General features: G+C 38.6%; 11 protein-coding genes and 1 pseudogene. 8 read left to right on the forward strand and 4 right to left on the reverse strand.

The genetic code is table 11. The features are described 5' to 3' along the window. Positions 1 to 242 precede the first annotated feature (242 nt). Genes AB1H92_RS04230 through AB1H92_RS04240 form a run of 3 tightly spaced genes read right to left on the reverse strand, consistent with a single transcriptional unit; the run spans position 243 to position 4,108 of the window. Positions 243 to 1,466 carry a Ger(x)C family spore germination protein gene (locus AB1H92_RS04230; protein ID WP_115362153.1) on the reverse strand — a complete coding sequence of 408 codons (1,224 nt, stop codon included), beginning with the start codon at positions 1,464 to 1,466 and terminating at the stop codon, positions 243 to 245. Beyond that, positions 1,441 to 2,553: a GerAB/ArcD/ProY family transporter gene (locus AB1H92_RS04235; RefSeq protein WP_166739470.1), complete on the reverse strand. Its 1,113-nt coding sequence runs from the start codon at positions 2,551 to 2,553 to the stop codon at positions 1,441 to 1,443. The genes AB1H92_RS04230 and AB1H92_RS04235 overlap by 26 nt, the downstream gene beginning before the upstream one ends. After that, positions 2,546 to 4,108, reverse strand: coding sequence for a spore germination protein (locus AB1H92_RS04240; protein WP_115362148.1), 1,563 nt, complete (start codon positions 4,106 to 4,108; stop codon positions 2,546 to 2,548). Before AB1H92_RS04240 ends, AB1H92_RS04235 begins: the two co-directional genes overlap by 8 nt. A gap of 259 nt (positions 4,109 to 4,367) precedes the next feature. On the opposite strand from AB1H92_RS04240, the gene purU reads away from it, so the two are divergent. Then, on the forward strand, positions 4,368 to 5,273 hold the full coding sequence (gene purU / locus AB1H92_RS04245; RefSeq protein ID WP_115362145.1) for a formyltetrahydrofolate deformylase: 906 nt from the start codon (positions 4,368 to 4,370) through the stop codon (positions 5,271 to 5,273). 90 nt (positions 5,274 to 5,363) lie between these two features. Here the strand turns inward: purU and rnhC are convergent, their stop codons facing one another. Next, positions 5,364 to 6,299: a ribonuclease HIII gene (gene rnhC / locus AB1H92_RS04250; protein WP_115362143.1), complete on the reverse strand. Its 936-nt coding sequence runs from the start codon at positions 6,297 to 6,299 to the stop codon at positions 5,364 to 5,366. A gap of 92 nt (positions 6,300 to 6,391) precedes the next feature. On the opposite strand from rnhC, the gene zapA reads away from it, so the two are divergent. The 7 genes and pseudogenes from zapA to AB1H92_RS04285 all read left to right on the forward strand — a co-directional run bounded on the left by zapA (position 6,392) and on the right by AB1H92_RS04285 (position 14,482). Then, complete coding sequence (zapA, locus tag AB1H92_RS04255; protein ID WP_115362141.1) at positions 6,392 to 6,652, forward strand: cell division protein ZapA; 261 nt, start codon at positions 6,392 to 6,394, stop codon at positions 6,650 to 6,652. A gap of 9 nt (positions 6,653 to 6,661) precedes the next feature. Further along, the gene (locus AB1H92_RS04260; RefSeq protein WP_115362139.1) at positions 6,662 to 7,201 is read left to right on the forward strand and encodes a CvpA family protein; all 540 of its coding nucleotides are present in this window, start codon (positions 6,662 to 6,664) and stop codon (positions 7,199 to 7,201) included. Between the two features lie 57 nt (positions 7,202 to 7,258). Then, positions 7,259 to 8,965 (forward strand): DNA polymerase/3'-5' exonuclease PolX, encoded by a 1,707-nt coding sequence (polX, locus tag AB1H92_RS04265; RefSeq protein WP_115362137.1) that lies wholly within the window; start codon positions 7,259 to 7,261, stop codon positions 8,963 to 8,965. Continuing rightward, positions 8,962 to 11,340, forward strand: a pseudogene (locus AB1H92_RS04270) (endonuclease MutS2). The gene polX and the pseudogene AB1H92_RS04270 overlap by 4 nt, the downstream one beginning before the upstream one ends. Before the next feature lie 85 nt (positions 11,341 to 11,425). Beyond that, positions 11,426 to 11,839, forward strand: coding sequence for a DUF350 domain-containing protein (locus AB1H92_RS04275; protein ID WP_115362135.1), 414 nt, complete (start codon positions 11,426 to 11,428; stop codon positions 11,837 to 11,839). Positions 11,840 to 12,101: 262 nt separating this feature from the next. Beyond that, positions 12,102 to 13,805: an AMP-binding protein gene (locus AB1H92_RS04280; protein ID WP_115362133.1), complete on the forward strand. Its 1,704-nt coding sequence runs from the start codon at positions 12,102 to 12,104 to the stop codon at positions 13,803 to 13,805. Positions 13,806 to 13,900: 95 nt separating this feature from the next. Next, on the forward strand, positions 13,901 to 14,482 hold the full coding sequence (locus AB1H92_RS04285; RefSeq protein WP_115362131.1) for a TetR/AcrR family transcriptional regulator: 582 nt from the start codon (positions 13,901 to 13,903) through the stop codon (positions 14,480 to 14,482). The last annotated feature ends 81 nt before the right edge of the window (positions 14,483 to 14,563 follow it).

Here is a 14,563-nt window from a genome sequence, read left to right on the forward strand (position 1 = left end):
CAGTCACTCAAACTTTCATGTTAATTGGAACAAACGTGAATGATTAAGTATTCATGTTTGTTTGAGTGACTGTCACCTTAATAACAAAACGAGCAACACTGGAAAACAGAACGCCATCATTGCAATGAAAACACTTGCGAATTTATTCTTCTCTTGCCAAGTCGAGTGTGCTAGGTCAAAAGTGAAGTACATTAAATATAAGGCAATACCGATCAGAACTAAATTCAATCTAATCAGTCCTTTCATTTGTCATTGATTACTTCAGGTTTTATTTGAGGACCTAGACTCTCGATTGTTACTTTAAATTTCACATCTACGTTTGCATTTGCATATTTTTCTTCCCAATCGTACTTGTTGTATTCGTCAATCGTCCAAAATTGTTGACGTGCGTTTAAATACCACCAAAAAGGTTCACTGCGAAATTCTTCTTGCGTTTTTTTCACAAGTTTCATTGCCATTTGTTCTAAATGCGCTTCAATGGATTGTTTTAGCTTTTGGTGATTTGATAAGTTTGTTGTATAATTTGCTAAGCTATTATTTGAAAAAACTTGTACATTAACTGGAACTGTTACATTCACTTTGGGCGTGTCAGTCTTAACATCGACTTTCACTTTCGTATTCCCATTTGTAAGTTGGATAGAGATTCGATAGTCGTCATTGATCGGGTCAGGGAGTGATTGAATGGTATAGTGAGTCAGGGATTTTGTTCTAAGCAACAATGCCATTCGCGTTTCTTCTCCAGTTAAAGTGCCGATCATCTTCCCATTTTTGAAAACAGCTGCTCCCATCATTTGTACGGGATCTCCAGATTTTTGAGGAATCTCACCTGCACGGTAATCATCTTCGTTCGGCTTTATCTGCTCTTCTTTTTTTGTTGTTGCGTAATTTGCCAAAAATAATTCACCAGACGTTCGTTGAAAATATCGATTTAAATCAGAATGAGGGACTAGCCCAGTGTCCTTCCATCTTTGTTCCATATAAAAATAATATTTGTGGGGACGAGTTTCGAGCTCGGGTTTATTTTTTTGGATAAATTCTCGTGCCTTTTCTTTACTTACAATCAGTGTGTTTTCCAGCCTCATTTGCGGCTCCATCAACGCAGAAGCAATTGTATGATGAAACAGTTCATTTTTTGCAAACTCTTCGCCTACGATAATCGTTTTTAGATGGTCAAAGCTTAATTCTCTTGTAATTACACTGTTTGCCAACTCTTTCGCAGAAAATATATCTGTTGTTGTAAAAGTTACAATATCACTAGGAGACTCGTTGGGGGCTTCTCCTGCGGCAGATGAACCAACTTGCGGATTCGCAATTTGAAAGGTGACGTCAATTAAGTGTTCGTCAACCTCATTTAAATCGATCCCTATAACAACTACATAAGCATTTTGCTCCAACTCAAGTTTATCTCCACAGGCAGATAGGAGGAGAACAGATGCTAAACTAAGCGGCAGAATTATTCGTTTCATTGTCTTGACGGCCTCCTCTCAACTTGCTTAAAGCCCAAAGGAAGAAAGGGAGAGTGATTAGCAGCCACGAACCAATTTTAAACATAACTTCTCTATAAGGAATGAGAATATAGGTGTTTGCCGGAAGTAAACTGCTCAACGCAATCAGTCCGGCTAAAGGAACAAGCAACTTCTCGAAATTTTTCAAACGTAAAGCACTGCCTAAAAAGAATGCCAATAAATATAAGCAAATGGCGAATCTGAAAAGTATTGCAAAGAGCCAAAAATAGAGGAAGAAGCCTTCTACGTGGGAGATGCTTGTACCAAACTCGGCTATTCTCGTTAGTTCTTGATGTGGATAGGCCATGCGTTTAGTAGAAGGATAATCAAAGACCGCCACGTAAATGGCCAGAAACAGCATTAATTTGAATGCTGCAACCCCTAAACCTAAAAGGGAGGCAAGTTGATAATTTTTAAAAGTACGTGTATACGGAAAAAAAGCCGCAAGTAGAATCACTTCGCCAAGTATAAAACTGTGATTAAAACTTTGGGTTAGTAATGTTCCTAACCCAGGCCCTGCTAATGGAAATAACCTTAACCAACTAACCTCTTTCCACACAATGAAAAGCAAAAGAATCAATGTAATTTCCAAAACTGGTATCAATAGCCAAGTCCCGCTGCTAATCGCTTTTAATCCGCGTTTTGCAATAAAGAAACTGGTGAGTAATAGAGCCAAAGTTAACAATGAAACCGACGTTTTTTGGTAAAATAGTGTACTTATAATCGATGCAGAACTTTTGCTCCTATTTGTTATTGAGAAGAACATGATAAAAAATAGCGTGAAACAAATTACTGAACCCAAAAATTTTCCTGAAAGATGAAAAATCAGTTCTATTAATCCCTTTTCATATTTTTTTATTAAGGCTAACAATAACATGAAGGGAATACTAATTATGACCAACTGAAAAAAAGGAATCAGCCAAGTAGCATTGCCGCCAAGTTGAAAAAGATAGCCGGGTGTTTCGTCCGTGACTTTAACACCAATAATAAGCAAAACAATTGAAAAAAACTCTCGTGTTCCTATTTTTCCATCTTCATTTTTATTCATTGTTGCCATCGCCTTTCGGTTTTGGCGCCCTTGCCTTTTGTTTTGGTGACATGGACATCGGCCTAATCCATTGCTTCCAAATAGGTGGGCGTGCCAGTAAATCTTTTGAGGATGGATAATGTGGCGAGAGTGGTTCGAAAAAAGAAACGCCAAATGATTTCATTGAAACGAGATAAGCTAAAAGAAAAGCGCCAACAATTGCAATGCCGAAAAAACCAAATAAGTAAGCAGAAAATAGAAAAACAAAACGTAACATTCTTATAGAAATGTTAAAGCTTACGTCAGGGATTGTAAAAGAGGACAGCCCGGTAATTGCTACAATCACGACAAGAATTGGACTGATGAGATTCGCTTCTACTGCGGCTTGTCCGAGAATAAGTGCACCGACTATTCCGATGGTGGGACCAAGCGTAGTTGGGACACGGACGCCTGCTTCGCGTAAAATTTCAAATGCTACTTCCATAATAATAATCTCTGCGATAACAGGAAAAGGAATTCTTTCCCTCGTTGCTGCAATGGCAAGCATTAAATCGGTCGGAATCATTCCAGTATGAAAGGTTGTAACCGCTATATATAAGGCTGGTGTTAAAAGAGCAATAAAGAGTGCAATTAATCGTATTGTACGGAGAAAATTTCCATACGGCATACGTAAATATTGATCTTCTACCGTATGGATAAATGACCAAAACGTGGTCGGTACAATAAGTGCAGTCGGTGAGTTCTCCATTATTAAAACGACATGCCCTTCTAATATAAAGGATGCAGCACGGTCAGGCCGTTCAGTCATTAAGGTTGTTGGGAAAATGGAATAAGGCCGTTCTTCTATATATTGTTCAACTTGAGAGAGAGTCAAAATTGCATCTGTTTCAATCGCTTTTAATCTTTTTATAACTTCTTCAACAATGCCATTATCCGCAATGTTTTTTATATACATCACAGAAACTTCTTGTTCTGAATGTTGCCCAATCGTAACTGGATCACAAAAAAAATTTGGATTTCTAATCTGCTTACGTAATAAAGAACGATTCACCGCAGCTGATTCGTTAAATGCAGCTTTTGGTCCGATGATTGTCGTTTCAGTTGTTGGTTCTGAAACTGAACGATTTTCAAATTTAACGGTGTCAATTGAAACGGCACAAGCTTCATTGTCTACCAGGATAACTGTGCTACCATTCACTAAGCTCTGTTGAACTTCATTTACTGTTGTAATTAGTTTTGCATCTGCTGTTGGTAATATCGTTGTCAATAGCAAAGATACAAAGTCGATGTTTGGAAGTGAACCATCCGATTTTCTTAATAAGGGTTGTAAGATTGTCGTATCGATAAGATTAACATCAACAGTTCCTTCTATTGATAAGACGACGATGCTTTTGTCGTATATTGGAAGAAAAAGATTGCGTATTTGTAAAGCATTATTTGTTGGATAGGAAAAAATGGTTTGTAGCTTAGTAAGATTTAGCATAACCTCATCTGATAAAGGTTCTTCATTCGTTTGTTGATTTGCTTCAGATTCATTTTCTTCGTTCTTATTTTGTTTATTCTTAAAGAAAGACATGGTAAAACCTCCGGGGAAAATTGCTTACTTCAAGTATGTCCTGATTTATGGAATACAATACGGAAAAGTGATTTCTTTAGAACGAAAGAAAGAGGTTATTTTTGCGCTAACGAATGATTTTTTTCCGAGAGTGAGAAGTTTTTCATCCCGAAATATAGCAAATTAACTGTTATCCGCTTTACAGAGGTAAATCCTTGAGAACGTGCTCGGAATATCCGATAATAGGAGGCTATTATAGTTAAACAGGAGAAGAGTATATATGTTAAATCGAGAAATAGATCATATAAAATTCCGGCAAAAAAGAAGAAATGAAAATCAAGGCCGATTATTGGTCAGTTGTCCAGACAAACCAGGTATTGTATCTGTATTGTCGACATTTTTGTATCAGCAAGGGGCGAATATTATTGAGTCGAGTCAGTACACAAGTGATCCAGAGAATGGGATGTTTTTCATACGTATCGAGTTTGTCTGCGAGGATTTAGTGACAAAATCAGCACGCCTTGAAAAAGACTTTGAAGAAATTGCTAAGATTCATGGAATGGGTTTTCGGCTTGCCTATGGGAGTGAACGAAAGCGTTCGGCGATTTATGTTTCTAGAGAAACGCATTGTTTGATGGAATTATTATGGGAATGGCAAAGCGGAGACTTGGATACGGATATTGTTGTTGTCATTAGTAACCACGAGGAAGCACGACCTATGGTAGAAGCTTTAGGGATTCCTTTTCATTACATTCCTGCAAACAAAGATATCCGCCAACAAGTCGAGGCAGAACAAATCCAACTGATGGAAAAATATGACGTTGATTTATTAATTCTTGCCCGGTATATGCAAATTCTAACGCCTAATTTTGTGAGTCGTTTTGCAAATCGGATTATTAATATTCACCACTCTTTCTTACCGGCATTTATCGGAGCGGGTCCATACGAGCGTGCGTATGACCGAGGTGTGAAACTAATTGGTGCTACGTCTCATTATGTAACGAATGACCTTGATGAAGGTCCAATTATTGAGCAGGATGTAGTACGTGTAGATCATCGGGACCATGTGGCTGATTTGAAGAAAATCGGAAGTCAAGTTGAGCGAAGTGTTCTTGTGAAAGCAGTAAAATGGCATCTTGAGGACCGGATTATTGTTCAAGATAATAAAACGATTGTGTTCCACTAACATTTATTGAATAGCACGGCCGCCTAGAATTTAACTAGACAGCCGTGCTTTTTTGTTACGAAAGGCGGATGAATTTACCAGTGTATTCGTTTATCTTTTTTTACTTGAAACAAGTTTCATCGCTTTTTCTCGATTGGCAAAATGCCATTTTGTCATTGTTTTTAAAGTGGCTTCTCCGTGTTTTAATAGAATTTTGGCAGCGACTTGATCGACTTTTGGACCTGCTCCTTTTGGAAGTTGAAAGCCGGAAAGTTCGCTCAATCTATCCATCTCTTTTAGAAAGGCGACACGCGCTAAAATAGAGGCCGCTGCAACGGAAACATGAAGACCTTCAGCTTTCGTCGAGAGAATGAGATTTTCTCGAATGATTTCAGGTTCATCCCTTAGATAATTGTAGTAAACCCCGCGCTGTGCAAATTGATCTACTAAAATATAGTCAGGTTTTTCAACTGCCATTTTCCGAAGCACATGCTTTAATGCTTGGTTATGTAAGAGCGCTTTGATTTTTCCTTGAGAATTACCTTGTTGTTGAATATCATTATATTTCGGATTGGACACGGTTAGGACGCTGTGGGTGAGTGTCGCTTCTAGGTCAGGCGCAATTTGGCGCATCAGGTCGTCGGTTAATTGCTTGGAATCTTTCACGCCTAGCTCACGAACAAGTTCAATTTTGTCCGCCGGCACATAACAAGCTGCAACTGTCACTGGGCCAAAAAAATCACCTGTACCCGTTTCATCGGATCCTACAACAGAAAGCATGCTTAAATTAGGCGGCAATGTATCGCCTTTTGTATTCGTTTTTCCGGCTGATTTTTTAATTTCAACATTTCCCCAACGACTTGCTTCGCGGTTTGCCCCTCCTCCTTGAAATAATACTTTTCCAGAGTTATACACCGTAATAGATGTGTCTGAAGTTTTAGCAGCAAATCTTACACCAGGTGCATTTCGGACAACTTTCACATTTGTATAAGCTGTGATTAATTCAGTGATTTTTTCATCATTTAATTTTAACACTTGGTTGGACATTCAATTACAACTTCCTTTCGTCTACTTTATTCACAAACGACTCGTTTTCATGGTATGATAGGACACAGAGTTTTACAGGGGGTGTCTAGTCCTTGGCAGATGAGCAGAAAACACGTATAGCGGTTGAAATATATGGTCAAACGTATAACATGGTTGGTACAGAAACAAGCAGTTATATGCGTCAAGTTGCATCTATGGTTGATGATAAAATGAGAGAGATTAGCGAACGTAACCCAAGTCTCGACACTGCGAAAATTGCAGTTCTAGCTGCGGTGAATAGTGTACATGATTATCTTAAATTAAAAGAGCAAGTTGAACAAATGGAAGAAGAATTAAAAAATTTGAAGGGTTGACGGTCTTACATGCTAGATTTACTCATTCTCCTCCTTTTCTTGGGCGGATTAATCACCGGTTTCAGAAGAGGACTAATCGTACAAGCGATACATATGACAGGTTTTATTATAGCGTTAATTATAGCTTACTTATACTATAAGGATCTTTCGGAAAAATTTGTCCTTTGGATTCCTTATCCAGGCGTGACTGCAGATTCGAAATTATCGTTTTCTGTAGGAGAACTTGACTTGGATATTACATTTTATCGCTTACTCGCATTTGTATTAATATTTATTGTGGTGAAATTTGGTTTACAACTGATTGCATCCATGTTTGATTTTTTAAAGTATTTACCAGTGTTAGGTTTCTTAGCCCGTTTGTCGGGAGCAGTTTTAGGATTGGTTGAATTTTACATAGCCATTTTCCTGATTCTTTATGTAGCCTATTTATTACCAATCGATTTTATACAAGCGATCATTCAGAAATCTATAATTGCAAGTGCGATGTTTGAACACACACCACTATTATCCGAAAAAGTGAAAAATTGGTGGTACATTTATAAGAATTAACAGCTTCCCCCTTCATAAGGAGGGAAGTTTTTTAAAGGTCAAGTAGGAGGTTTTTCATTGAATAAAAAAACTATTATCCGGACATTTGAAAAGATAGCATTATATATGGAGTTACTTGGGGAAAATCATTTTAAGGTTGCGGCATTTAGAAGAGCAGCAAATGTACTCGAATTAGATCCGCGTAGCTTAGCGGAAATGGATGATATTTTAAGTTTAAAAGGCATCGGAAAAGGAACAGGCGCTGTGATTACAGATTTAATGGAGAAAGGCGAGTCTGATTTGGTTTTAGAATTAGAAGAAACTGTTCCGAAAGGCCTCATTCCATTACTGAAAATCCCTGGTCTTGGCGGAAAACGTATTGCCAAATTACGTCAAGAACTCGGTATTGATTCAGTTGAAACTTTACGACAAGCTTGTGCAGATGGTGCAGTTCGAAAAGTGGCTGGGTTTGGTAAAAAGACGGAAGAAAATATTCTAGCAGCAATCGAAGCATTTGAAACGAGAAGTGAAAAATTTCCAATTTGGAAAGTCAAATCAACCGTTTCAATCATTGAGAATACGTTAACAAATATTTCCGAAGTGGCACGTTTTTCTGTAGCAGGTAGTTACCGTAGAACAGAAGAAGAGAGCAGCGACGTCGATTTTATCGTGGTCACTGAAAATCCGGCTACCGTTCGAGAAAAAATATTGACGCAGTTACCCGTACTTGAAACGATTGCGGCTGGCGATGCAAAATTATCGATTACACTCGATATAGACGACCCAATTGATGCAGATTTTCGATTCGTAAAAGATGAGCAATTTGCGACAGCCATCCATCATTTTACAGGTTCGAAAAATCATAATGTACGATTGCGTCAACTTGCAAAGTCAAAAGGCTGGAGTATTAGTGAATACGGGGTGGAAGATGAACATGGTGAAGTCCATACATTTGAATCGGAAAAAGCGTTTTTCAATCACTTCGATTTACCGTTTATTCCGCCAGTATTAAGACAAGATGGACGTGAATTAGACCGAGTCGATGAGATTGAAACACTTGTAGATATAAAAGACATACGCGCGGATTTACACATGCACACAACTTGGTCGGATGGTGGCTATTCGATACGAGAAATGATAGAGGCAGCACGTGGGAAAGGGTATTCACATATTGTGATTACGGACCATTCTCAGTTTTTACGCGTGGCAAATGGTTTAACACCAGATCGCCTACGTCAGCAAATCGCCGAAATCCGAGACTTAAATGACCAATATGATGATATTGAAATATTCTGTGGCACCGAAATGGATATATTACCCGATGCGACGCTCGATTTTGATAATGAATTACTTCAAGAACTCGACTTTGTCATCGCGGCAATTCACTCAAGTTTTAATCAACCACAGGCGCAAATTATGGAGAGGCTGCATGCAGCAATGGAAAATCCTTACGTGAATATGATTGCCCATCCAACAGGCCGTATTATTGGACAACGTGAAGGATATAGTGTGGATGTTTCTCAGCTCATTAAATGGGCGAAAAAATATGGGAAAATACTAGAGTTAAACGCGAATCCGCGTCGACTTGATTTGAATAAAGAGTATTTAATTGAAGCGCAAAATGCAGGTATCCCAATTGCAATTAATACAGATGCCCATGCGATAGATCAGTTAGACTTCATGCCAACAGGTGTAAATTACGCGAAAAAAGCATGGTTGAAAAAGGAAAATATCGTCAATACATGGTCGCTTGAAAAGTTTATCGCTGAAGTTGTGAAAAAATGAAAGGAAGTGTACAGACATTGGAATCCCGTGTCTTACAAACACTTGAATATAATAAAATTATAGAACTTGTCGCAGAACATAGTACATTTTCTGCGGGACAGACACTTATTGAACAATTAACACCAGAGAGTAACTACTCGGACGTTGTTCGACTCTTAGAAGAGACGGATGAAGCGCTCGCCATTTTACGATTACGTGGCAATGTGCCAATGGGCGGGATGAAAGATATTCGTCCACATGCGAAAAGAGCACAAATGGATGGGATGCTCAGTAGTGTAGAGTTAATGGAAATATCTAGTACAATTCGAGCAAGTCGGATTTTACGTCAGTTTATTGAAGGGGTTATCGAGGATGAGGATGTGTCGATTCCTCATTTTACCGCGATTAAAGAATCGTTCCCGATTTTAACGGATCTAGAAAGGGAAATTAATCATTCAATAGATGAAAATGGACATGTCATGGATGGTGCATCTGAAAAGCTTCGTTCTATTCGCCAAGGACTTCGTACACAAGAGAGTCGCGTGCGTGAAAGGTTAGAAAGTTACACGCGTGGGCGAAATGCTGCGAAGATGTTGTCAGATGCGATTGTAACCATTCGAAACGATCGATACGTCATTCCGGTGAAAGCCGAATACCGTTCCCATTACGGGGGTGTGATTCATGATATGTCTTCATCCGGTCAAACCTTGTTTATTGAACCTGATGCGGTTGTACAAGCGAACAATGAAATTCGGAACTTAAAAGTGAAAGAGCAGGAAGAAGTTGAACGAATTTTAATCGAGTTGTCGCAGTCTGTTCAAGTCGTTGCACATGATTTATTTGTACTCGTCAATTTATTAGCTGAAGTCGATGCGATCCTTGCAAAGGCTAAATATGGTACGGCACATAAATATACGAAACCGAACGTGAACGACAAAGGGTATATTCGTCTTTCGCAAGCTACACACCCATTAATCCCAGTTCAAGAGGCCATTGCAAATGATATTTAGTTCGGAAAAGATGTGACGACAATCGTTATTACCGGACCGAATACAGGTGGAAAAACGGTTACATTGAAAACCGTTGGACTTTGTACATTAATGGCGCAATCAGGGATTCCAATCCCGGCGTTAGACGGTTCAGAATTAGCAATATTTAACGCGGTTTACGCAGACATTGGCGATGAACAATCCATTGAGCAAAGTCTAAGTACATTTTCATCGAGAATGGTAAACATTGTAGACATATTACAAAAGTACGATGAACATTCCTTGTTATTATTCGACGAACTTGGCTCAGGGACTGACCCGCAAGAAGGTGCTGCACTTGCGATTGCGATTTTGGATGAAGTACACGGCAAAGGTGCACGTGTGTTGGCCACAACTCACTATCCAGAACTCAAAGCATACGGCTACAATCGTCCTGGCATGACGAATGCAAGTGTAGAATTTGATATTGATACATTAAGTCCTACGTATCGCTTACTTATCGGCGTTCCTGGACGGAGTAATGCTTTTGAAATTTCTGAGCGTTTAGGGTTAGATAACCAAATTATAGACCGTGCAAAATCATTTACAGGAACAGATCGCGGAGAAGTTGAATCTATGATTGCTTCTCTTGAAGATAGCCGTCTACGTTCTGAAAAAGATGCGGATGAAACACATGCTATTTTACTTGAGACAGAACGCTTAAAACGTGAACTAGAAGCGGAATGGCAAGAGTTTAATCAACAAAAAGAAAAATTAGAAACAAAAGCAAAAGAAAAGGCAAAAACAATTGTAGAAGATGCAAAACGTGAAGCGGAAGCAGTCATTTCTGATTTACGAGCCATGCGGTTAAACGCCGGAGCGAATGTAAAAGAACATGAACTGATTGATGCGCGGAAACGTTTAGATGAAGCCACACCAGCAGGGGAGAAACCAGCTCCTGTCCAAGCGAAAGCCGCACCAAGACCCCTCCAAGTAGGAGATGAAGTACAGGTCCTTCAATATGGACAAAAAGGGACTTTGCTTGAGAAAACTTCTTCTGACGATTGGATTGTACAAATTGGCATCTTAAAAATGAATATTAAAGAATCGGGACTAGAATATGTGAAGCCTAAAAAGGAAAAGGCGCCTGTTGTCACAACTTCTGTTCGAAACAGGTCAAGCCATGTGAAATTGGACCTTGATCTCCGAGGAGAACGTTATGAGGATGCAATTCAACGCACAGAAAAATATATCGACGATGCGTTGTTATCAAACTATCATCAAGTATCCATTATTCACGGAAAAGGAACAGGCGCTTTGCGACAAGGGGTACAACAATATTTAAAAACTCATTCCCGTGTTAAGAGCTATCGATTTGGTGAAGCAAGTGAAGGGGGCCACGGCGTTACTGTCGTGGAATTAAAATAATTACGTAGTAAAACGAATTGAAACTTTATTGTGTAACGTTCGTAAAGGATTGTTATCACGTATTTCAAAAGGAGGCAAATTCTTTGTGATAAAATCCGGTTTTTGGTCCCATCCATTAGTAGAAACAGCAGGGTATTTTAGTGTTGTTGTCCTATGTTTACTCGTATCAATGGTATTATTTGAACTTGTGACGAAATATCAAAACTGGGAACAAATAAAAAAAGGGAATTTCGCCGTCGCAATGGCTACAGGCGGTAAAATTTTTGGCGTCGCCAATATCTTCCGATTTTCAATTGAAAGGCATAATACGTTGCCTGAGATGATTGGTTGGGGATTTTATGGTTTTATATTACTTGTATTTGCATATATCTTGTTTGAGTTTATGACGCCTAAATTTAATGTGGATAAGGAAATAGAGGCAGATAATCGTTCAGTTGGTTTTATTTCACTTACGATTTCAGTAGGCTTGTCATTTGTCATTGGAGCAAGTATTTCATAGGAGAGAGATAAATGGAAAGACTTTCTAAAATCTTAATGATTTTATGTGTCGTGTTTATCGTCGTAGGCATTTATTGGCTATCTAATTAAAAATAAAGTAACACCTTCATCGTTCGATAAGCGGATGATGAAGGTGTTTTTTTACGAGTGTTCACGTATTTTTTTACGTTTTTAAGAATATTGTAATTGAAAGCGTAATCATTTAGTCTTATAATAAAATGTAGGAATATTCTGGCCAATATGAAAGCGAAAGGAGCAGAGCTATGATAAATAAACCTTGGTTAAGTTTGTATCCACCTGAAATATCTGCAAAGGTGAGCTATGAGAAAATCCCGATTCACGAGTATTTAACGCGTGCGTATAAAGCTTCACCGGACAAAATTGCAATTCATTTTATGGGGAAAAATATTACGTATCGAGAGTTCTATCAATCTACATTAAAGTTCGCAAACTATTTACGTTCACTAGGGATCGAAAAAGGTGATAGAGTTGCAATCATGTTGCCAAACTGTCCGCAAAGTGCGATAGCATATTTTGGAATATTGTACAGCGGTGCCATCGTTGTCCAGACGAACCCTCTCTATACCGAACGCGAATTAAAGTATCAAATGGTCAATTCGGGTGCAAAAGCAATTATCGCACTCGATTTATTGTATCCGCGCGTAACGAATATTGTGAAGGAAACATCGTTAGAGCACGTAATCATTACTGGTATTAAGGATTATTTGCCATTTCCTAAAAACGTGATCTACCCTTTTATTCAAAAAAAGGAACATGGCATTTCAATTAAAGTAGAACATCGCGGAATAAACCATTTGTACACTGAAATGATGAAAATCGCAAAGGAGGAACCGATTCGTACAGTGTTTGATTTTGAAGAAGATATCGCATTGCTTCAATATACAGGAGGCACAACAGGACCGCCAAAAGGCGTTATGTTAACCCATAAAAACTTAGTGTCTAACACAGCGATGTGTGAACAATGGCTTTATAAGTCGAAACGCGGTGAAGGAGTTGTTCTAGGCATGTTGCCGTTTTTCCATGTATATGGGATGACGACTGTACTAATTTTAACGGTGATGATGAATAATAAAATGGTGCTGATGCCGAAACCTGATATGGATTTAGCATTAAAAATGATTGACAAACAAAAACCGACGTTATTTCCAGGCGCCCCAACGATGTATATCGGTCTTTTGAATCATCCTAAGATCGGGAAATATGATTTATCATCTATCTCAGCATGTATTAGTGGTTCCGCAACACTCCCCATTGAAGTGAAAGATAAATTTGAGAAAGTTACAGGCGGAAAATTAGTCGAAGGATACGGGTTAACCGAAACATCTCCAGTGACCCATGCGAATTTTGTTTGGGCAGGCGCTGAACATAATGAAAAAGGTTCCGTTGGCGTTCCATGGCCGGGTACAGAGGCTTGTATTCTTGGTCCTGAAACATCTAAACCATTAGCAATTGGAGAAATTGGAGAAATTGCGGTAAAAGGTCCCCAAGTAATGAAGGGGTATTGGCAAATGCCTGAAGAGACAGCAGCAACATTTCGCGATGGCTGGCTGTTAACGGGTGATTTAGGCTATATGGATGAAAAAGAACGTTTTTATATTGCTGATCGGAAAAAAGATATGATTATTGCCAGTGGCTTTAATATTTATCCTCGGGAAGTTGAGGAAGTACTTTATGAGCATGACGCAATTTTAGAATGCGTCGTCGCAGGTGTCCCGGATGCATATCGTGGCGAGACCGTAAAAGCGTATATCGTGTTAAAAGAGGGCGCTTCAGTTACGGAAGAAGCGTTAGATAAATACTGTAGAGAACAACTAGCTGCTTACAAAGCACCACGTTTCTATGAATTCCGTGATGAACTTCCGAAAACTGCGGTTGGCAAAATTTTACGGAGAACGCTTATTGAAGAAGAGAAGAAGAAAATGAATCAAGATTTAGTAAATTCATAAAGTTGTTCCTTGACTTGAAATAAAATAAAGCTTATTATTAGAATGTGAATGAATAGTCATTCATATTCTTTTTTTGATGGTGGTGATTAAGAAAAATGAAACGCGATAAACCGAAATACAAACAAATCATAGATGCAGCCGTTATCGCTATTGCACAAAATGGCTATCATCAAGCACAAGTTTCAAAAATCGCTAAAGAAGCAGGGGTTGCCGATGGGACAATCTATCTTTACTTTAAAAATAAAGAAGATATTTTGGTGTCGGTATTTAGAGAAAAAATGGCGATTTTTACACACAATTTACGTGTAATTCTGGAAGAAGATATAGATACATCCAAACGATTATTCAAAATGATCGACAATCATTTTCGCGTACTTCATGAAGACCGCCATCTTGCCATTGTCACTCAGTTAGAATTGCGACAATCCGGGAAGAAACTACGTTTACGGATTAATGAAGTGTTAAAAGAATATCTGGATTTATTAGACGTGATTTTAAAGGATGGTATAGAACGCAATGACCTAGATCAAACGCTGGATATCCGTCTAGCGCGTCAAATGATTTTCGGAACAATTGACGAAACAATCACTTCATGGGTGATGAATGAGCAAAAGTATGATTTAATAGAATTATCACCAAATGTACATAAGCTTATCATGAATGCGATAAAAGCTTAATCGTGTTTGAGTTTTTCTGCGAACTGTGTAAAGCGCTTTCAGAATGACTCACTAACTAGTACGTGATTCGTTGAAATGGTG

Origin of the sequence: Sporosarcina pasteurii (assembly GCF_041295575.1) — a bacterium.
Classification (GTDB): Bacteria; Bacillota; Bacilli; order Bacillales_A; family Planococcaceae; genus Sporosarcina; species Sporosarcina pasteurii.